General features: G+C 70.6%; 16 protein-coding genes. 14 read left to right on the top strand and 2 right to left on the bottom strand.

All coding sequences use genetic code 11. The features are described from left to right. Nucleotides 1-6: 6 nt before the first annotated feature. The 7 genes from ACIQJT_RS14255 (at nucleotide 7) to ACIQJT_RS14225 (ending at nucleotide 6,065) form a co-directional block, all read left to right on the top strand. Nucleotides 7-801 (top strand): cell division protein FtsQ/DivIB, encoded by a 795-nt coding sequence (locus tag ACIQJT_RS14255; protein ID WP_402643206.1) that lies wholly within the window; start codon nucleotides 7-9, stop codon nucleotides 799-801. Nucleotides 802-1,089: 288 nt separating this feature from the next. Then, entirely contained in the window at nucleotides 1,090-2,286 is a 1,197-nt protein-coding gene (gene ftsZ / locus ACIQJT_RS14250; RefSeq protein ID WP_365451365.1) for a cell division protein FtsZ, read from the top strand. Further along, nucleotides 2,283-3,011: a peptidoglycan editing factor PgeF gene (gene pgeF, locus ACIQJT_RS14245; protein ID WP_365451367.1), complete on the top strand. Its 729-nt coding sequence runs from the start codon at nucleotides 2,283-2,285 to the stop codon at nucleotides 3,009-3,011. The genes ftsZ and pgeF overlap by 4 nt, the downstream gene beginning before the upstream one ends. 6 nt (nucleotides 3,012-3,017) lie before the next feature. Beyond that, nucleotides 3,018-3,737, top strand: a complete 720-nt coding sequence (locus tag ACIQJT_RS14240; protein ID WP_365451369.1) for a YggS family pyridoxal phosphate-dependent enzyme — start codon at nucleotides 3,018-3,020, stop codon at nucleotides 3,735-3,737. A 129-nt stretch (nucleotides 3,738-3,866) separates the two neighbouring features. Then, entirely contained in the window at nucleotides 3,867-4,508 is a 642-nt protein-coding gene (locus ACIQJT_RS14235; protein WP_365451371.1) for a cell division protein SepF, read from the top strand. Between the two features lie 50 nt (nucleotides 4,509-4,558). Next, on the top strand, nucleotides 4,559-4,849 hold the full coding sequence (locus ACIQJT_RS14230) for a YggT family protein (RefSeq protein ID WP_053847334.1): 291 nt from the start codon (nucleotides 4,559-4,561) through the stop codon (nucleotides 4,847-4,849). 52 nt (nucleotides 4,850-4,901) lie between these two features. Continuing rightward, complete coding sequence (locus tag ACIQJT_RS14225) at nucleotides 4,902-6,065, top strand: DivIVA domain-containing protein (protein ID WP_365451373.1); 1,164 nt, start codon at nucleotides 4,902-4,904, stop codon at nucleotides 6,063-6,065. 158 nt (nucleotides 6,066-6,223) lie between these two features. Here the strand turns inward: ACIQJT_RS14225 and ileS are convergent, their stop codons facing one another. Next, entirely contained in the window at nucleotides 6,224-9,355 is a 3,132-nt protein-coding gene (gene ileS, locus ACIQJT_RS14220; RefSeq protein WP_402643200.1) for an isoleucine--tRNA ligase, read from the bottom strand. A 590-nt stretch (nucleotides 9,356-9,945) separates the two neighbouring features. Here ileS and ACIQJT_RS14215 point away from each other — a divergent pair. From ACIQJT_RS14215 to ACIQJT_RS14190, 6 genes are all read left to right on the top strand, one after another. After that, on the top strand, nucleotides 9,946-11,520 hold the full coding sequence (locus ACIQJT_RS14215) for a TraR/DksA C4-type zinc finger protein (RefSeq protein WP_402643197.1): 1,575 nt from the start codon (nucleotides 9,946-9,948) through the stop codon (nucleotides 11,518-11,520). 61 nt (nucleotides 11,521-11,581) lie between these two features. Then, nucleotides 11,582-12,154: a signal peptidase II gene (lspA, locus tag ACIQJT_RS14210; protein ID WP_053847338.1), complete on the top strand. Its 573-nt coding sequence runs from the start codon at nucleotides 11,582-11,584 to the stop codon at nucleotides 12,152-12,154. Nucleotides 12,155-12,212: 58 nt separating this feature from the next. Then, nucleotides 12,213-13,157 (top strand): RluA family pseudouridine synthase, encoded by a 945-nt coding sequence (locus ACIQJT_RS14205; protein WP_356586200.1) that lies wholly within the window; start codon nucleotides 12,213-12,215, stop codon nucleotides 13,155-13,157. Further along, nucleotides 13,154-13,624, top strand: a complete 471-nt coding sequence (locus ACIQJT_RS14200) for a GNAT family N-acetyltransferase (protein WP_402643194.1) — start codon at nucleotides 13,154-13,156, stop codon at nucleotides 13,622-13,624. The genes ACIQJT_RS14205 and ACIQJT_RS14200 overlap by 4 nt, the downstream gene beginning before the upstream one ends. Before the next feature lie 92 nt (nucleotides 13,625-13,716). Next, entirely contained in the window at nucleotides 13,717-15,291 is a 1,575-nt protein-coding gene (locus ACIQJT_RS14195) for a Na+/H+ antiporter (protein WP_365451382.1), read from the top strand. A gap of 98 nt (nucleotides 15,292-15,389) precedes the next feature. After that, nucleotides 15,390-16,130 carry an SDR family oxidoreductase gene (locus tag ACIQJT_RS14190; protein WP_365451384.1) on the top strand — a complete coding sequence of 247 codons (741 nt, stop codon included), beginning with the start codon at nucleotides 15,390-15,392 and terminating at the stop codon, nucleotides 16,128-16,130. 312 nt (nucleotides 16,131-16,442) lie between these two features. Here ACIQJT_RS14190 and ACIQJT_RS14185 read toward each other — a convergent pair whose 3' ends face one another. After that, nucleotides 16,443-17,579, bottom strand: coding sequence for a mechanosensitive ion channel domain-containing protein (locus ACIQJT_RS14185; RefSeq protein ID WP_365451386.1), 1,137 nt, complete (start codon nucleotides 17,577-17,579; stop codon nucleotides 16,443-16,445). A 119-nt stretch (nucleotides 17,580-17,698) separates the two neighbouring features. Here ACIQJT_RS14185 and ACIQJT_RS14180 point away from each other — a divergent pair, with 119 nt between their 5' ends. Next, nucleotides 17,699-18,268: a dienelactone hydrolase family protein gene (locus ACIQJT_RS14180; RefSeq protein ID WP_402643189.1), complete on the top strand. Its 570-nt coding sequence runs from the start codon at nucleotides 17,699-17,701 to the stop codon at nucleotides 18,266-18,268. Nucleotides 18,269-18,275: the final 7 nt, after the last annotated feature.

The following is an 18,275-nucleotide window of genomic DNA, read 5'->3' as shown; positions in this document are numbered from 1 at the left end:
GTGCGCGTGGCCGGATCGACGACCGCCGAGCGCGGTGAACGCCAGCAGGAGTCGTCCGGCCCGCCTCACGCCCGGCGGTTGAGGGTGCGTCGGCTTCGTACGATCATCATCCTCGCCGTGGCGCTCGTGTTTCTCTCCACGGGCGCCGTCTGGCTGTTGTACGGCTCCCAGTGGCTGCGCGTCGAACGCGTCTCGGTCTCGGGAACCCTGGTGCTGACCCCGGAACAGGTCCGGGAGGCCGCCGACGTCCCGGTGGGATCGCCGCTGATTTCCGTCGACACCGATGCGATCGAGGGACGACTTCGCCGAAAACTGCCCCGAATCGACACAGTTGACGTCACTCGGTCCTGGCCCCACGGAATCGGGCTGAAAGTGACCGAGCGTACTCCGGTTCTGCTTGTCCAAAAGGGCGGAAAGTTTGTCGAAGTGGACGATGAAGGTGTCCGATTCGCCACGGTTTCCGAGGCGCCGAAAGGTGTCCCCGCACTGGAATTGGCGCTCTCCCGGCCGGACACCCGCGCCGCGAGCCTGCGCCGCTTCGGCGAGGCCCGGCTGGTGCGCGAGGCGGTGCTGGTGGCGGCGGACATCCCGGTCGACGTCGCCCGTGCGACCCGGTCCGTCAAGGTGCGTTCCTATGACGACATCTCGCTGGAGTTGAGGGGCGGTCGGACCGTCTCCTGGGGGAGCAGCGAGAAGGGCGCCGCGAAGGCCCGTACGCTCACCGCTCTCATGAAAGCAGCTCCCGGCGCGCGGCACTTCGACGTCAGCGTTCCCACCGCCCCTGCGTCAGCGGGGAGTTGACGCACATCAGCGCAGGCCAGCACCCTGGTTGGGCACTGCTACGGCTGATCACATAGGGTGAAAAGAAAAACGGGAGGTTCGGCGTGTTCGTTGAACGTGCGCCACTTGTCGACTTAGTGTCCTGTTCAGAAGACTCCAGGGAACAGACACACTGGTAACCCTAAACTTCAGCGTTAGGGTTCGGGTCGGCGCTACGGACCGTCCCATTCGGCATCAGTCGGCGGATCGCGAGGCAGCAGTTGCCTCACCGGTCCGGCGACACGTAACTCGAGGCGAGAGGCCTTCGACGTGGCAGCACCGCAGAACTACCTCGCAGTCATCAAAGTCATCGGTGTCGGCGGCGGTGGTGTCAATGCCATCAACCGGATGATCGAGGTCGGTCTCAAGGGCGTCGAGTTCATCGCCATCAACACCGACGCGCAGGCGCTGTTGATGAGCGACGCCGACGTCAAGCTCGACGTCGGCCGCGAACTCACCCGCGGACTCGGCGCCGGCGCCAACCCGGCCGTCGGCCGCAAGGCCGCCGAGGACCACCGCGAGGAGATCGAGGAGGTCCTCAAGGGGGCCGACATGGTCTTCGTGACGGCCGGTGAAGGCGGCGGCACCGGCACCGGCGGCGCGCCCGTCGTGGCCAACATCGCCCGCTCACTCGGCGCCCTCACCATCGGCGTGGTCACCCGCCCGTTCACCTTCGAGGGCCGGCGCCGCGCCAACCAGGCCGAGGACGGCATCGCGGAACTCCGCGAAGAGGTCGACACCCTCATCGTCATCCCCAACGACCGGCTGCTGTCCATCTCGGACCGCCAGGTCTCGGTGCTCGACGCCTTCAAGTCGGCCGACCAGGTCCTGCTCTCCGGTGTCCAGGGCATCACCGACCTCATCACCACGCCCGGTCTGATCAACCTCGACTTCGCCGACGTCAAGTCGGTCATGTCCGAGGCCGGTTCGGCCCTCATGGGCATCGGCTCGGCCCGCGGCGACGACCGCGCGGTGGCCGCCGCCGAGATGGCGATCTCCTCGCCGCTCCTGGAGGCGTCCATCGACGGCGCCCGGGGCGTGCTGCTCTCCATCTCCGGCGGCTCCGACCTCGGCCTGTTCGAGATCAACGAAGCCGCCCAGCTGGTCAGCGAGGCCGCCCACCCCGAGGCCAACATCATCTTCGGCGCGGTCATCGACGACGCCCTCGGCGACGAGGTCCGCGTCACCGTGATCGCCGCCGGCTTCGACGGGGGCCAGCCGCCCGCCCGTCGCGAGACGGTCATGGGTTCCTCCTCGGCGGCACCCCGCCGCGAGGAGCCCGCTCCGGCCCGGCCCGCCGAGAGCCGTCCGTCCTTCGGCTCGCTCGGCAGTGTCACGCCGAAGGAGGACCCGGAGCCCGCGCCCGAGCCGGCCGCCGACCTCCCGGTCGCGCCGCCGGTCCCGCCGTCGCGGAGCTACTCCGACAGCGCGGCCGAAGAGCTGGACGTGCCGGACTTCCTGAAGTGATAGGACAGCGCGAGAGCGTGAGCGGCGCGCACTTCGCCTTCACCGACCGGTGGGGCGGGGTGAGCGCCGCTCCGTATGAGGAGCTCAACCTCGGCGGGGCGGTCGGCGACGACCCCGAGGCCGTGCGCACCAACCGTGAACTGGCCGCCAAGTCACTCGGTCTCGACCCGGCCCGGGTGGTCTGGATGAACCAGGTGCACGGGGCGGACGCCGTGGTGGTCTCGGAACCGTGGGGCGACAAGCCGGTGCCCCGGGTCGACGCGATCGTCACCGCCGAACGCGGTCTCGCCCTCGCCGTCCTCACCGCCGACTGCACCCCGGTGCTGCTCGCCGACCCGGTCGCCGGGATCGTCGCGGCGGCCCACGCCGGCCGACCCGGCATGGTGGCCGGAGTCGTCCCGGCCGCGCTACGCGCTATGACCGGACTCGGCGCCGATCCCGCCCGGATCGTCGCCCGCACCGGACCCGCCGTGTGCGGCCGGTGCTACGAAGTGCCCGAGGAGATGCGCGCCGAGGTCGCCGCCGTCGAACCCGCGGCGCACGCCGAGACGAGTTGGGGCACTCCGGCGGTCGACGTGACCGCCGGAGTGCACGCTCAGCTCGACCGGCTCGGGGTGCGCGACCGGCGGCAGTCGCCGGAGTGCACGCTGGAGTCGGGCGACCACTTCTCGTACCGCCGCGAGCGCACCACGGGGCGACTCGCGGGATATGTCTGGCTGGACTGATGGGGCATGACGGACCGTAAGGACGAACTCGCCGCGAATCTGGCGAAGGTGGAGGAGCGCATCGCCGCCGCGTGTGCGGCCGCCGGGCGCGGGCGGGAGGAGGTGACCCTCATCGTGGTCACCAAGACCTACCCCGCGAGCGATGTGCGGATTCTCTCCGAGCTCGGTGTACGCCACGTCGCGGAGAACAAGGACCAGGACGCGGCTCCCAAGGCCGCCGAATGCGCGGATCTGCCCCTCACTTGGCACTTCGTTGGTCAATTGCAGACCAACAAAGTGCGATCTGTGGTGGGTTACGCGGATCTCGTGCAGTCCGTCGATCGTTCGAAGTTGGTGACGGCTCTCTCCAAGGAGGCCGTGAAGGCCGGGCGTGAGGTGGGCTGCCTGATCCAGGTCGCTCTCGACGCCGGTTCGAGCGAGCGAGGGGAGCGGGGTGGCGTGGCGCCGGGCGGAATCGAGGAGTTGGCCGATCTGGTGACCCGGGCTCCGGGACTGCGGCTCGACGGGCTGATGACCGTCGCTCCGCTCACCGGGGAGTACGCGGGGCGCGAACAGGCGGCGTTCGAGCGGTTGATGGATTTGTCGACCGACCTGCGCCGAGCCCATCCGGCTGCGAACATGGTCTCGGCAGGGATGAGCGCGGACCTCGAGCAGGCCGTGGCGGCGGGAGCGACACATGTGCGCGTCGGCACCGCGGTACTCGGAGTCCGCCCCAGGCTCGGGTAACGTCGCCAGGAAGTCGGACCACAGCAGAAAATATGGTCATTACCGCCGAGAGGCGGTCATAACGACCTCGTGGATCGCGGGCACTTGGCAGTCGTCAGCCGATCCACCACAGAGCGGAGGACTCAGAGAATGGCCGGCGCGATGCGCAAGATGGCGGTCTACCTCGGCCTCGTGGAGGACGATGGGTACGACGGCCGCGGTTTCGACCCCGACGACGACTTCGAACCGGAACTCGACCCGGAGCCCGAGCGGGACCGCCGACGGCACGAGCCGTCTCATCAGTCACATCAGGCACTTCAGCCTGAAAGGGACGAATCGGCCAGAGTGGTGCAGTCCTCGGTGCCGCGCGACCCGGTGCCCCGATCCTCTTCGCTCGCCGCGGAATCGGTGCGTCCCGCGCGCATCGCGCCCGTGGCATCCATCACACAAGAGCGCGCAAGCCTGGAGAAGAACGCACCGGTGATCATGCCCAAGGTCGTGTCGGAACGAGAGCCTTACCGGATCACCACACTTCACCCCCGGACCTACAACGAGGCCCGTACCATCGGGGAACACTTCCGTGAGGGCACCCCGGTGATCATGAATCTGACTGAGATGGATGACACAGACGCCAAGCGACTTGTCGACTTTGCGGCAGGTTTGGTGTTTGGTCTTCACGGCAGCATCGAGCGGGTGACGCAGAAGGTGTTCCTGTTGTCGCCTGCTAACGTCGATGTCACGGCGGAGGACAAGGCCCGCATCGCAGAGGGCGGGTTCTTCAACCAGAGCTGAGAAGCAACAACCGGAACGAAGTACGAACAGGGGAGAGGGAAAGACAGACCATGAGCGTGTTCGCGCAGGTGATCTACATCGCGCTGATGGTGTTCCTCATCGTGCTCATCTTCCGGTTGGTCATGGACTACGTCTTCCAGTTCGCCCGCTCGTGGCAACCCGGCAAGGCGATGGTGGTCGTTCTGGAGGCCACCTACACTGTCACCGATCCACCGTTGAAGCTTCTGCGGCGGTTCATCCCGCCGCTGCGTCTCGGGGGCGTGGCGCTCGACCTGTCCTTCTTCGTGCTGATGATCATCGTTTACATCCTCATCTCCATCATGGGAAACCTGGCGAGGTGACTGTGGACGATACGGTCTTGCCGACTGCCGATGACTACGTTGAGGTGAAGAGATGCCGTTGACCCCCGAGGACGTGCGGAACAAGCAGTTCACGACCGTCCGCCTCCGAGAAGGCTATGACGAGGACGAGGTCGATGCCTTCCTCGACGAGGTCGAAGCCGAACTGACGCGCCTGCTGCGCGAGAACGAGGACCTGCGCGCCAAGCTGGCCGCGGCGACGCGTGCTGCTGCCCAGAACCAGCAGAACATGCGCAAGCCCCCGGAGCAGGACCAGCAGCAGGGTGGCATGCCCGGACAGGGCATGCCGCAGCAGGGCATGCGTGGGCCCGGTCCCGGCGCTCCCGTTCCGGCCGGCATATCCGGTCCCCCGCAGCAGCAGATGGGCGGCCCCATGGGTGGCCCGCCCCAGCTGCCGAGCGGTGCGCCGCAGCTGCCCGCCGGTCCCGGCGGTGGCCAGGGCGGCCCGCAGGGTCCCGGCCCGATGGGCCAGGGTCCGATGGGTCAGGGCCCGATGGGTCAGGGCACCATGGGCGGTCAGCCGCCCATGCAGCAGCAGATGGGTGGCCCGATGGGCGGCCCCATGGGCGGTCCGATGGGCGGCCCCGGTCAGGGCCCCGGTGGCGACAGCGCCGCCCGTGTCCTCTCGCTGGCCCAGCAGACCGCCGACCAGGCGATCGCCGAGGCCCGTTCCGAGGCCAACAAGATCGTCGGCGAGGCGCGTTCGCGTGCCGAGGGTCTTGAGCGCGACGCCCGGGCCAAGGCCGACGCCCTGGAGCGGGACGCGCAGGAGAAGCACCGCGTCGCGATGGGCTCCCTGGAGTCCGCCCGCGCCACGCTGGAGCGCAAGGTCGAGGACCTGCGCGGCTTCGAGCGCGAGTACCGCACGCGTCTGAAGTCGTACCTCGAGTCGCAGCTGCGTCAGCTGGAGACCCAGGCCGACGACTCGCTGGCGCCGCCGCGCACCCCGGCGACCGCGTCGCTGCCGCCGTCCCCGGCGCCCTCCATGGCTCCGGCCGGTGCGAGCGCGCCGTCGTACGGTGGCAACCAGGGCATGGGCGGCGGTCCTTCGCCGGCCGCTCCGTCCTACGGCGGCCAGCAGCAGATGTCGCCCGCGATGACCCAGCCGATGGCACCGGTCCGGCCGCAGGGTCCCGGTCCGATGGGGCAGGCTCCCTCGCCCATGCGTGGCTTCCTCATCGACGAGGACGACAACTGACGGCCTCCAGTACGCCTTAGGCGTCGGCAGCGTTCAGGGCGAGACCCCGGATTCCGGTCCGGGGTCTCGCCCTTTTACGCGGGTTGATCACCGTCTCACCGGCACGGAGAAGGCCCGGTCCCCACACGGGACCGGGCCTTCTCCGTCGGTGCTGCGGGCTACGCCTTGCGCAGACGGAACGTCAGCGACAGACCCTCGTCGGTGAACGGGGCGCCGTAGCTGTCGTCCGCCTCTCCCTGCGCGAAGTCCGTGGCCAGGACCTCGTCGGAGATCAGCCCCGCGTGCTCGCTGAGCGCCGCGATCACCGCCGGGTCCGTGGCCGTCCAGCGCAGGGCGATGCGGTCGGCCACGTCGAGGCCGCTGTTCTTGCGGGCCTCCTGGATCAGACGGATCGCGTCACGGGCCAGGCCCGCCCGACGGAGCTCCTCGGTGATCTCCAGGTCCAGGGCCACCGTCGCACCGGAGTCCGACGCCACCGACCAGCCCTCGCGCGGGGTCTCCGTGATGATCACCTCGTCGGGGGCGAGGGTGACCGTCTCGCCGTCGACCTCGACCGACGCCGTGCCCTCGCGCAGGGCGAGGGAGAGCGCGGCCGCGTCGGCGTTCGCGACGGCCTTGGCCACGTCCTGGACGCGCTTGCCGAACCGCTTGCCCAGGGCGCGGAAGTTGGCCTTCGCGGTGGTGTCGACCAGGCTGCCGCCGACCTCGCTGAGGGAGGCGAGCGCGCTCACGTTGATCTCTTCCGTGATCTGCGCGTGCAGTTCGCGGTCGAGGGCGTCGAAGCCGGTCGCGGCGATGAGCGCCCGGGACAGCGGCTGACGGGTCTTGACGCCCGACTCCGCGCGCGTGGCCCGGCCCAGCTCGACGAGCCGGCGCACCAGGACCATCTGCCGGGACAGCTCCGGGTCGATGGCGGACAGGTCCGCCTCCGGCCACGAGGCCAGGTGCACCGACTCGGGGGCGCCCGGGGTGACCGGCACCACCAGGTCCTGCCAGACCCGCTCGGTGATGAACGGGGTCAGCGGGGCCATCAGCTTGGTGACCGTCTCGACCACCTCGTGCAGGGTGCGCAGCGCGGCCTTGTCGCCCTGCCAGAAGCGGCGCCGGGAGCGGCGGACGTACCAGTTGGACAGGTCGTCGACGAACGCCGACAGGAGCTTGCCGGCGCGCTGGGTGTCGTACGCCTCCAGAGACTGGGTCACCTGGTCGGTCAGCGCGTGCAGTTCGGACAGCAGCCAGCGGTCCAGGACCGGGCGGTCGGCCGGGGCCGGGTCCGCCTCGCTGGGCGCCCAGTTCGACGTACGGGCGTACAGGGCCTGGAAGGCGACCGTGTTCCAGTACGTCAGGAGCGTCTTGCGGACGACCTCCTGGATGGTGCCGTGGCCCACCCGGCGGGCAGCCCAGGGGGAGCCGCCGGCCGCCATGAACCAGCGCACCGCGTCCGCGCCGTGCCGGTCCATCAGCGGGATGGGCTCCAGGGTGTTGCCCAGGTGCTTGGACATCTTGCGGCCGTCCTCTGCCAGGATGTGGCCGAGGCAGACGACGTTCTCGTACGACGACTTGTCGAAGACCAGGGTGCCGACGGCCATCAGCGTGTAGAACCAGCCGCGCGTCTGGTCGATGGCCTCGGAGATGAACTGCGCCGGGTAGCGGGACTCGAAGAGCTCCTTGTTCTTGTACGGGTAGCCCCACTGCGCGAACGGCATCGAACCCGAGTCGTACCAGGCGTCGATGACCTCCGGCACGCGCGTGGCCGTCTTCTGGCAATGGGGGCAGGCGAAGGTGACCTCGTCGATGAACGGGCGGTGCGGGTCCAGCTCGGAGTGGTCCGTGCCGGTCAGCTCGGTGAGCTCGGCGCGGGAGCCGACGACCGTGAGGTGGTCGTCCTCGCAGCGCCAGATCGGCAGCGGGGTGCCCCAGTAGCGGTTGCGGGACAGCGCCCAGTCGATGTTGTTGGTCAGCCAGTCGCCGTACCGGCCGTGCTTGACGGTGTCCGGGAACCAGTTGGTGTTCTCGTTCTCCTGGAGGAGGCGGTCCTTGATGGCCGTGGTGCGGATGTACCAGGACGGCTGCGCGTAGTAGAGGAGCGCGGTGTGGCAGCGCCAGCAGTGCGGGTAGCTGTGCTCGTACGGGATGTGCCGGAAGAGGAGGCCGCGCTGCTGGAGGTCCTCGGTGAGCTTTTCGTCCGCCTTCTTGAAGAAGACGCCGCCGACGAGGGGGACGTCCTCCTGGAAGGTGCCGTCGGGGCGGACCGGGTTCACCACGGGCAGGCCGTAGGCGCGGCAGACCTTGAGGTCGTCCTCACCGAAGGCGGGGGACTGGTGGACCAGACCGGTACCGTCCTCGGTCGTGACGTACTCGGCGTTGACCACGTAGTGGGCCGGCTCCGGGAACTCCACGAGCTCGAACGGACGTTGATAGGTCCAGCGCTCCATCTCGGCGCCGGTGAAGGACTGGCCGGTGGTCTCCCAGCCCTCGCCGAGCGCCTTGGCGAGCAGCGGCTCGGCCACGACGAGCTTCTCCTCGCCGTCGGTCGCGACGACGTAGGTGACCTCCGGGTGCGCGGCGACCGCAGTGTTGGACACCAGGGTCCAGGGGGTCGTCGTCCACACCAGGAGCGCTGCCTCGCCGGCGAGCGGACCGGAGGTGAGCGGGAAACGGACGTACACGGACGGGTCCACGACCGTCTCGTAGCCCTGCGCCAGCTCGTGGTCCGAGAGGCCGGTGCCGCAGCGCGGACACCAGGGGGCGACGCGGTGGTCCTGGACCAGCAGGCCCTTGTTGAAGATCTCCTTCAGCGACCACCAGACGGACTCGATGTACTCCGGGTCCATCGTGCGGTACGGGTCCTGGAGGTCGGTCCAGTAGCCCATGCGGGTCGTGAGCGCCTCGAAGGCGTCGGTGTGGCGGGTCACGGACTCGCGGCACTTGGCGTTGAACTCGGCGATGCCGTACGCCTCGATGTCCTTCTTGCCGCTGAAGCCGAGCTCCTTCTCGACCGCCAGCTCCACCGGGAGGCCGTGGCAGTCCCAGCCCGCCTTGCGCGCCACGTGGTAGCCGCGCATGGTGCGGAAGCGGGGGAAGACGTCCTTGAAGACGCGGGCCTCGATGTGGTGGGCGCCCGGCATGCCGTTGGCGGTGGGTGGACCCTCGTAGAACACCCACTCGGGGCGGCCCTCGGACTGCTCCAGGGTCTTGGCGAAGATCTTCTGCTCGCGCCAGAAGTCGAGCACCGCGTGCTCGAGCGCGGGCAGGTCGACCTGGGCGGGCACCTGGCGGTACTGCGTCATCAGTCTTCCTCCGGCGGATGTGCTGCCTTCCGTCCGGAGGGACGAGAGCCGTGTCTTTCCGTACGCCGGTTTCGGCGCGCTCCCGCGGTACCACCCTCCTTGGCCCGCCGACGCGTGGTGTGCGTCGGTGGACCCCCTCATTGGGGTCGCGATGCCGGGTCTACGCCCCCTGCCGGGGGTTCTTCCGGCGGCTCCGGGGTGATCTTCACGTCGCGCTCGCCCCCGGGCTTCCACCGTCCCCGGGTCGCTCTGGGCTGCGTACGCCGCTACTCGTCCCCATCCACGCTTTTCGCTCCGCCCAGTGTACGGCGCCCCGGGGACAGCGGCCGACCGGTTTTCCCGGGCCCGGTGCGGTGGCTGTCGCAGGGTCGGGGGTGACCCGAATGGAGCGGCACGGCTGTTCGGATTCCGGGACGGACGGTCCGGCGGATTACCCGGCGGGGAGCTGGGCACAACGCATGCATGCTTCCCGCCCCGCGCGCGTGGGGCGGGCGGATCGGGCGGCGTGCCCCGTTGCCGCGGGACTCAAGTCGATTTATCGTCCCAGCACGATTCGCGAGCAAGATCACAATATGTGAAGGGGCCGCGGCATGGTGGCTAAGAAGACCGCCGTACAGCAGTCGGCGTCGGGCCGGTCCACCCATGCCCGTGCCTCCGGCGGCGAGGCCAAGGGCGCGGGCGGGAAGAAGAGCACGCGCGGGGTGTCGTCCGCGTCCTCCGCGTCCGCCACGTCCTCCGGCAAGGGGGTGGCGGCCAAGGCCGTGAAGGCGGTCGGCGCGGCGGCGAAGAACGTGGCGAAGAAGGCCGCCGTCAAGAGCACCAGGAGCACGCGGGCGGGGGCCGGGGCGGAGGGCACGCGTGCGGGTGCCGGTGCCGGTGGCGGGCGGGCGGGTGCCGAGAAGGTCGCGGCGAAGAAGGGGGCGGCGCGGAAGGAGAGCGGCACCGGTGGGGCCGCCGCTTCCAGGGCCGCTCCTGGCGGACGGGCGGCCGCGGAGGAGGGGGCCTCGGCCGGGAGACCGGCGGGCGAGACCCAGGCGGGCGGGGCGGAGACCACCAAGGGTGTCGGCAAGGCCTCGGTCACGAAGCAGACCTCGGGAGCGAAGAAAGCGGCCGCCAAGAAGGTGGCTGCCAAGAAGACGGCCGCCAAGAAGGCGGTGGGCGAGAAGGCCGCGGTGGCCAAGAAGGCGGTCGGTGACAAGGCCGGGGTCGCCAAGAGGACGGGGCGGAAAGCTGGGGTCGCGCAGTCGGCGGCTGCCGAGAAGCCGGTCGCCGAGAAGGCCGCGGGTGCCCGGAAGGCGGGGAACGAGGCCGGGGGCGCCGGGACGGCGGCTGACGGGAAGCCCGCCGTCGAGCAGCCGGTCGTCGGGAAGGCCGCCGTCGGCAAGAAGACCGCGGCCACGAAGAAGAAGGCGGTCACGAGGAAGAGCGCGGCCAAGAGCACGGCCGCGACGAAGACCACGGCCAAGGGCGCAGCCAGGAGCACGGCTGCGACGAAGGCCGCGGGGAAGAAGACGGCCGTGAAGGACACCGCGGTCGAGGAGACGGTCGCCACGGAGGCCGGTGTCCCGCAGGGGGACGCCGGGCAGGGCGCCTCCGGGAAGAACACCCCCACGAAGAGGGCGGCCGGCAAGAGCACGGCCCACAAGGCGGGCGCGGCCGAGGCCGCGAAGCAGACGGGAGCCACGACGGTGGTTGCGAAGAAGACCCCTGGCACGGCCACAGCGGCGAAGACCGCCCTACCCAACGCGCGTGTCGCCGCGGCGGAGCCCGGCGAACTGGCGGTGCGCCCGGGTGAGGACCCGTGGACGCCCGAAGAGGTCGCGGAGGCCCGCGCGGAGCTCACGGCCGAGGCTCTGCGGCTGCGCACCGAGATCTCCACGTCCGAGGAGTCCCTGGTGGGGCTCATGCGGGACTCCGGGGACGGCGCGGGCGACGACCAGGCCGACACCGGCACGAAGAACATCACGCGCGAGCACGAGATGGCCCTCGCGGCCAACGCGCGCGAGATGCTCCTCCAGACCGAGCGCGCCCTGGGACGCCTCGACGCCGGCACCTACGGACTGTGCGAGAACTGCGGCAACCCCATCGGCAAGGCACGCATGCAGGCCTTCCCGCGCGCGACCCTGTGCGTGGAGTGCAAGCAGAAGCAGGAACGCCGGTACTGAGGGTGCCCGGCGGCGTGTCGTACCCTCGTCCTCAGTCAGGTACCTAGGTCGAGGGACTCACGTGGCAGAGGCGGAGCGCATCATCGGTACGCCGGACACCCCAGAGGCGGGGGCCGAGCCGGAGCAGGACCGGACGGCGAGGCCCCGGGGCAGGCGGCGTATCGCCGTGCTGTTCACGGTGGCGGCCTTCGCCTACGCCCTCGACCTGGTCAGCAAGATGATCGTGGTCGCCAAGCTGGAGCACCACGAACCGATCGAGATCATCGGGGACTGGCTGAAGTTCGAGGCGATCCGCAACGCGGGCGCGGCCTTCGGCTTCGGCGAGGCCTTCACGGTGATCTTCACGGTGATCGCGGCGGCGGTGATCGTGGTCATCGCCCGGCTCGCCCGCAAGCTCTACAGCCTCCCCTGGGCGATCGCGCTCGGGCTGCTGCTCGGCGGCGCGCTCGGCAATCTCACCGACCGGCTCTTCCGGTCGCCCGGCGTCTTCGAGGGCGCGGTCGTCGACTTCATCGCGCCCAAGCACTTCGCGGTCTTCAACCTCGCCGACTCGGCGATCGTGTGCGGCGGCATCCTGATCGTGCTGCTGTCGTTCAGGGGCCTGGACCCGGACGGGACCGTCCACAAGGACTGAGCCCGGGTTTTCCACAGGCTCGTTCGGGGCTGTGTCACCGGTCCGGCATACTCGACGGGTGAGCACCATTCCCGAGATCCGTACCCTGCCCGTGCCCGACGGCCTGGAGGGCGAGCGCGTCGACGCCGCCATCTCCCGCATGTTCGGCTTCTCCCGCACCAAGGCGGCCGAGCTCGCCGCCTCGGGGAAGGTCACGGTCGACGGGTCGGTGGTCGGGAAGTCCGAGCGGGTGCACGGCGGGGCCTGGCTGGAGGTCGAGATGCCGCAGGCGCCCGCGCCCGTGCAGATCGTCGCCGAGCCGGTCGAGGGCATGGAGATCGTCCATGACGACGACGACGTGGTCGTGATCGTCAAGCCGGTCGGCGTGGCCGCCCACCCCTCGCCGGGCTGGACCGGGACCACCGTGATCGGTGGGCTCGCCGCCGCCGGGTACCGCATCTCCACCTCCGGTGCCGCCGAGCGCCAGGGCATCGTGCACCGGCTCGACGTGGGCACGTCGGGGCTGATGGTCGTGGCCAAGTCGGAGCGGGCGTACACCTCGCTCAAGCGCCAGTTCAAGGAGCGCACGGTCGACAAGCGGTACCACACGCTCGTCCAGGGCCACCCGGACCCGACCAGCGGCACCATCGACGCGCCCATCGGCCGGCACCCGAACCACGACTACAAGTGGGCGGTCACCGCCGAGGGCAAGCCGTCCGTCACGCACTACGACCTCATCGAGGCGTTCCGCGCGGCCTCCCTGCTCGACGTGAAGCTGGAGACCGGGCGCACCCACCAGATCCGCGTCCACATGGCGGCCCACCGCCACCCCTGCGTCGGCGACCTGACGTACGGCGCCGACCCCACGCTCGCCAAACGGCTGCGGCTGACCCGACAGTGGCTGCACGCGGTGCGGCTCGGCTTCGAGCACCCCGGGGACGGCGAGTGGGTCGAGTTCGCGAGCGACTACCCGGACGACCTCCAGCAGGCCCTGGACCTGGTGCGTGAGGAGACCTACGGGTGAGCGGGCACGCGTACGAGGTGCGGGTCGCCGAGGACCCCGCCGACCGTGAGGCGTGCTTCACGGTGCGCAAGGAGGTCTTCGTCGTCGAGCAGGGCGTGCCCGAGGACATCGAGTACGACGCCTACGACGCCGTGGCCGTGCATGTGCTCGCCGTGCGGGAGGACGGGGTGCCGCTCGGGACCGGGCGGCTGCTGTCCGGTGACGCGGCGGCCGGGAAGACCGGCGGTGACCCGTCGGTGGGGTCGCTGGGGCGGCTCGCGGTGACGCAGGCCGCGCGGGGGCTCGGGGTGGGGGCCGCGCTGGTCCGGGCCATCGAGGACGCGGCACGTGCGCGTGGTCTGGCCGCCGTGGACCTGCACGCCCAGACACACGCGCTGGGGTTCTACGAGCGGCTCGGGTACGTGGCGTACGGGCCGGAGTTCCCGGACGCGGGGATACCGCACCGGGCCATGCGGCGCGTTCTCTGAGGCTCGGCGGGAGCGGCGGTCGGCAGGGTCCGGGCGTTTTGCGGGCAGACTGAAGGGGCCGTTGGTTCGTCGATCTGCCCGGAGTTCTGCCCGTGGATCAGTTGGCCCTGTTGTTCGTGTTGTTGCTGGGGGCTCTGATCAGTGTCCCGGTGGGAGACCGGTTCGGGTTGCCGGCGCCGGTGCTGATGACGCTGCTCGGCATAGTGCTCGCGGTGCTCGACTTCGTACCGAACGTCGACATCCCGCCGGACCTGATCCTGCCCATCCTGCTGCCGCCGCTTCTCTACGCGGCGGTGCGGCGCACGTCCTGGCGGCAGTTCGCGGCCAACAAGCGGCCCATCTTCCTGCTCGCCGTCGCGCTCGTGTTCGTGACGACCCTGTGCGTCGCCGTCGTCGCCCACGCGATCGTGCCGGGGCTGCCGATCGCCGCGGCCGTCGCGCTCGGCGCGCTGGTCGCACCGCCCGACCCGGTCGCCGCGACCGCGGTGGCGGGCCAGCTCGGGCTGCCCCGCAGGCTCGTGTCCATCCTGGAGGGCGAGGGGCTCTTCAACGACGTCACGGCGATCGTGCTCTACCACGTGGCCGTCGCCGCGGCCGTCAGCGGTTCGTTCACGGCCGGAGAGGCGGCCCTGGAGCTCGTGCTCTCCGCGGTGGTCGCCGTCGCCGTGGGGCTCGCGCTGGGCTGGGGCGCCAACAAGCTGATGGACCTGCTGGGCGACGCCACCCTCCAGATCGGGCTGACGGTCCTCGTGCCGTACGCCTCCTACGTGCTCGCCGAGGAGCTGCACGGCTCCGGCGTGCTCGCCGTGCTGACCACCGCCCTGTTCCTCGCCGAGTACGGCACCGACGCCGACGACGTGATGACCCGGCTGGCCGGGCACACCTTCTGGGACATCGTCGACACCCTCGTCACCGGCGTGGCCTTCGGGCTCATCGGGCTCGAACTGCACAACGCGATCCGGACCGCCTCCGGGCGCTGGGGCGAGATGCTCGGCTGGGCCGCGGCGATCGTCGCCGTCGTCGTCCTCGTCCGGCTGGCGTGGCTGATGCCGGCCACCTGGCTGACCAAGCGGATGCACGCGAAACGGGACTACGACGAGGAGATCCCGACCAGTTGGCGGGAGACCGTCATCATGTGGTGGTCCGGGATGCGGGGGGTGGCGTCGGTGGCGCTGGCGCTGGCCATCCCGCTGGAGACCGAGTCCGGGGCGGGCTTCCCCGACCGGGACGAGATCGTCTTCATCGCCTTCGGTGTGATCATGGCCACGCTGGTGCTCCAGGGGCTGACCCTGCCGTGGCTGGTGAAGCGGCTGGGGGTGCGGGCCGACACCGAGCGGGAGAAGGAGTTCGAGAAGGCCCTCGCCGTCCGGGCGGCGAAGGCGGCCAAGCGGCGGCTGCGGGAGATCGAGACCGTCGAGGAGCTGCCGGAGGAGCTGTCCGAGCAGATGCTGCGGCGGGCGTTCGAGATCGGCGTGCGGATCCATCCCGAGATGGGGGACGAGGAGCGGCGCGAGGCCAGGCGGCGGCTCAAGCGGGTGCGGCGGATCCAGGGCGAGCTGCTGAGTGCGGCGCGGCACGAGGTGCTGGCGGCGCGCAGTGAGCCGGGGGCCGATCCGGAGGTCGTGGACCGGGTGCTGCGGCACCTGGACGTGCGCAGTCTGCGGTGAGTCCGTCTGCGCCGGGTCTGGGTGCGCCGGGTCTGCGTTCGCCGCGTCTGGGGGAAACCGGGGTGCTCTCGCCAAGCCTGTGTTTGTAGGCTCCAGCTATGGCTCGCAACGTAGTGATCAGCGGTGGCGGTACGGGAATCGGGCTCGCGGCGGCGCAGGTGTTCGCCGCGGACGGGGACCGGGTGCTGTTGCTCGGGCGGCGCGCCGAGGTGCTGGAGAAGGCCGGCGTGCCGGGGGCGCTGACGTACGCCGCCGATCTCGCCGACGCCGAGCAGGTGCGCGGGGTCGTCGGGTTCGTGCAGCGGGAGCTCGGGGCCGTGGACGTGCTGATCCACAGCGCCGGGGGCACCGGGCAGCTCGAACCTCCCGCCGACAGCTCCGATCCGCTCGACGCCGTCGTGCACAACTGGACCGTGAACTTCCGGCTCAATCTCCTGACCGCGGCGCTGCTCACCGAGGGGCTGAAGGACCGGCTCGCCTCACCGGGCGGCCGGGTCCTGTTCGTCAGCTCCATCGCCGCCTACCGGGGGTCCGGCAGCGGGGCCTACGGGGCGGCGAAGGCCGGGCTGCATCCGTACGCCCATGATCTCGCGCGGGAGTTGGGGCCGCGGGGGATCACGGCGAACGTGGTCGCGCCGGGGTACGTCGAGGACACGGAGTTCTTCGGTCCGGCCATTGATCCCGCTCGGCGGGAGCGGCTTGTCGGTGACACGTTGAACGGGCGGGCCGGGACGCCGGGGGACGTCGCCGCCACGCTTCACTGGCTGGCTTCGCCTGGGGCGGGGCACGTGACTTCGCAGGTTGTGCAGGTCAATGGCGGGGCGGAGAGGGGGCATTGACCCCGGTCGGTGGGCGGGTGCGGGTTCGTGGGGGTTGGTCGCGCAGTTCCCCGCGCCCCTGAGTGGGTGTGGGCGGGCGGTATTGCGACGGGCTCTTTGCCGGGCGGGGCCGTGACGGCGCTCCCTGACGCGGGGCCACCCAATCCGCGCCACGCGGCGCCGCGCCGGGCTCTTCGCCGGGCGGCGCCCACGACTCGCTCTCGTTTTGCGGCGCCTTGAGGGGCGCTCCGCGACGCGGCGCTACCGACCCTGCGCCACCCGGCGAGGTTTCCCAGGCCGGGTGGCGGTCGTTGTGCGGTTGTTGTGTGGCGGTCAGCCGCGGCCCGTTCTAGGGGGCTCCTGGGATGCGCCGACGGTCACGCCGTCGGCGTGGTGGCCGTTCCGGCGGTCGCCGTCCCGCTGGCGGCGGAAACCGGGCGCCAGCGTCGCGTCCGCCGTGTTGACCCGCGGCAGGGCGTACGGGTGGTTGTCGGTGAGCCAGCGGATCATCTGCTCGCGGACCGTGACCCGGACCGTCCAGATGTCGTCGGCGTCCTTGGCGGTCACCAGCGCCCGCACCTGCATGGTGTTCGGGGTGGTGTCGGTGACGGCGAGCCCGTAGTCGCGGCCGTCCCAGGCGGGGCACTCGCGCAGGATGTCCCGCAGCCGCTCGCGCATCAGCTCGACCGGGGCCGTGTGGTCGACGTGCCAGTAGACGATGCCGGTCATCTGCGGGGTGCCACGCGACCAGTTCTCGAACGGCTTCGACGTGAAATACGACACCGGCATGGTGATCCGGCGCTCGTCCCACGTGCGAACCGTCAGGAAGGTCAGCGTGATCTCGTCGACGGTGCCCCACTCGCCGTCCACGACCACGGTGTCGCCGATGCGCACCATGTCACCGAAGGCGATCTGAAGCCCGGCGAACATGTTGCTCAGCGTCGACTGGGCGGCCACACCGGCGACGATGCCGAGGATTCCGGCCGAGGCCAGCAGTGAGGCACCCGCCGCGCGCATCGCCGGGAACGTCAGCAGCATCGCGGCCACCGCCATCACCCCGACGACCGCGGCGACCACCCTTGTGATCAGCGTCACCTGGGTGCGCACCCGGCGGACCCGGGCCGCGTCGTGGTGGGCGCGGGCGTATCGGGTGTAGGTCGTCTCCACTATGGCCGCCGCGATCCGGATCACCAGCCAGGCGGTCGCCCCGATCAGGACCAGCGTCAGTGTCTGCCCGATGCCGGCGCTGTGCCTCTCCAGCACCCTCGCCTCGTCGTACGCTCCTCTCAGCATCGCCGCGCACAGCACGAGCATGTAGGGGATGCGGCCCCGGCGCAGCAGCCCCCACAGCGGGGTCTCGCTGTGGCGGTCGTCGGCCTTGCGCAGCAGACGGTCGGTGGCCCAGCCGATCAGCAACGTGAGCAGCACGGAGCCGCCGACCACGATCAGTGGGCGGAGTACGTTCTCCATGACCCCGAACCTAACCGGCCCGGGCGGGGCATGAACATGTGACTTCCGCCGAGAAGTGGGTACGGCCGCCGCCACGCCCGCGGCGGGGCGCTGTCGGTGCGGGCTGGCACCATGGCCTCATGAACATCATGCTCTTTCACTCGACGTACGGCCTCAGGCCCGCCGTCCGTCAGGCCGCCGACCGGCTGCGGGAGGCCGGGCACGAGGTGTGGACGCCGGACCTCTTCGAGGGCCGCACGTTCGACACGGTCGAGGAGGGCATGGCCTTCAACGAGGATATCGGCAAGGACGAACTGCTCAAGCGGGCCGTCCTGGCCGCCGCACCCTACTCCGAGCGCGGTCTCGTCTACGCCGGGTTCTCGCTCGGCGCCTCCGTCGCGCAGACCCTCGCCCTCGGCGACGAGAAGGCCCGCGGACTGCTGCTCCTGCACGGCACGTCGGACATCGCGCCGAACGCGACCGCGGACGACCTGCCGGTCCAGTTGCACGTGGCCGAGCCCGACCCCTTCGAGACGGACGACTGGCTGAGCGCCTGGTACCTCCAGATGGGCCGCACCGGCGCCGACGTGGAGATCTACCGGTACGCCGGGGCCGGTCACCTCTACACCGACCCCGATCTGCCGGACTACGACGAGGAGGCCGCCGAGGCCACCTGGCGGGTGGCCCTCGGCTTCCTGGAGACCCTGTAGACGCGGT

The organism is Streptomyces sp. NPDC091972 (assembly GCF_044756385.1).
Classification (GTDB): domain Bacteria; phylum Actinomycetota; class Actinomycetes; order Streptomycetales; family Streptomycetaceae; genus Streptomyces.
Note: the sequence above shows the minus strand (reverse complement) of the source record. Positions and strands in the feature narration are given on the sequence as shown.

Bases quoted from the DNA above. Each gene is read 5' to 3' on its own strand.
- ileS (WP_402643200.1), bottom strand. From the start codon at position 9,355: ATGACGCAGTACCGCCAGGTGCCCGCCCAGGTCGACCTGCCCGCGCTC.
- ACIQJT_RS14185 (WP_365451386.1), bottom strand. From the start codon at position 17,579: ATGGAGAACGTACTCCGCCCACTGATCGTGGTCGGCGGCTCCGTGCTG.
- ACIQJT_RS14230 (WP_053847334.1), top strand. From the start codon at position 4,559: ATGAGCGTGTTCGCGCAGGTGATCTACATCGCGCTGATGGTGTTCCTC.
- ACIQJT_RS14215 (WP_402643197.1), top strand. From the start codon at position 9,946: ATGGTGGCTAAGAAGACCGCCGTACAGCAGTCGGCGTCGGGCCGGTCC.
- ACIQJT_RS14235 (WP_365451371.1), top strand. From the start codon at position 3,867: ATGGCCGGCGCGATGCGCAAGATGGCGGTCTACCTCGGCCTCGTGGAG.
- ACIQJT_RS14190 (WP_365451384.1), top strand. From the start codon at position 15,390: ATGGCTCGCAACGTAGTGATCAGCGGTGGCGGTACGGGAATCGGGCTC.
- ACIQJT_RS14240 (WP_365451369.1), top strand. From the start codon at position 3,018: ATGACGGACCGTAAGGACGAACTCGCCGCGAATCTGGCGAAGGTGGAG.
- ACIQJT_RS14225 (WP_365451373.1), top strand. From the start codon at position 4,902: ATGCCGTTGACCCCCGAGGACGTGCGGAACAAGCAGTTCACGACCGTC.
- ACIQJT_RS14180 (WP_402643189.1), top strand. From the start codon at position 17,699: ATGAACATCATGCTCTTTCACTCGACGTACGGCCTCAGGCCCGCCGTC.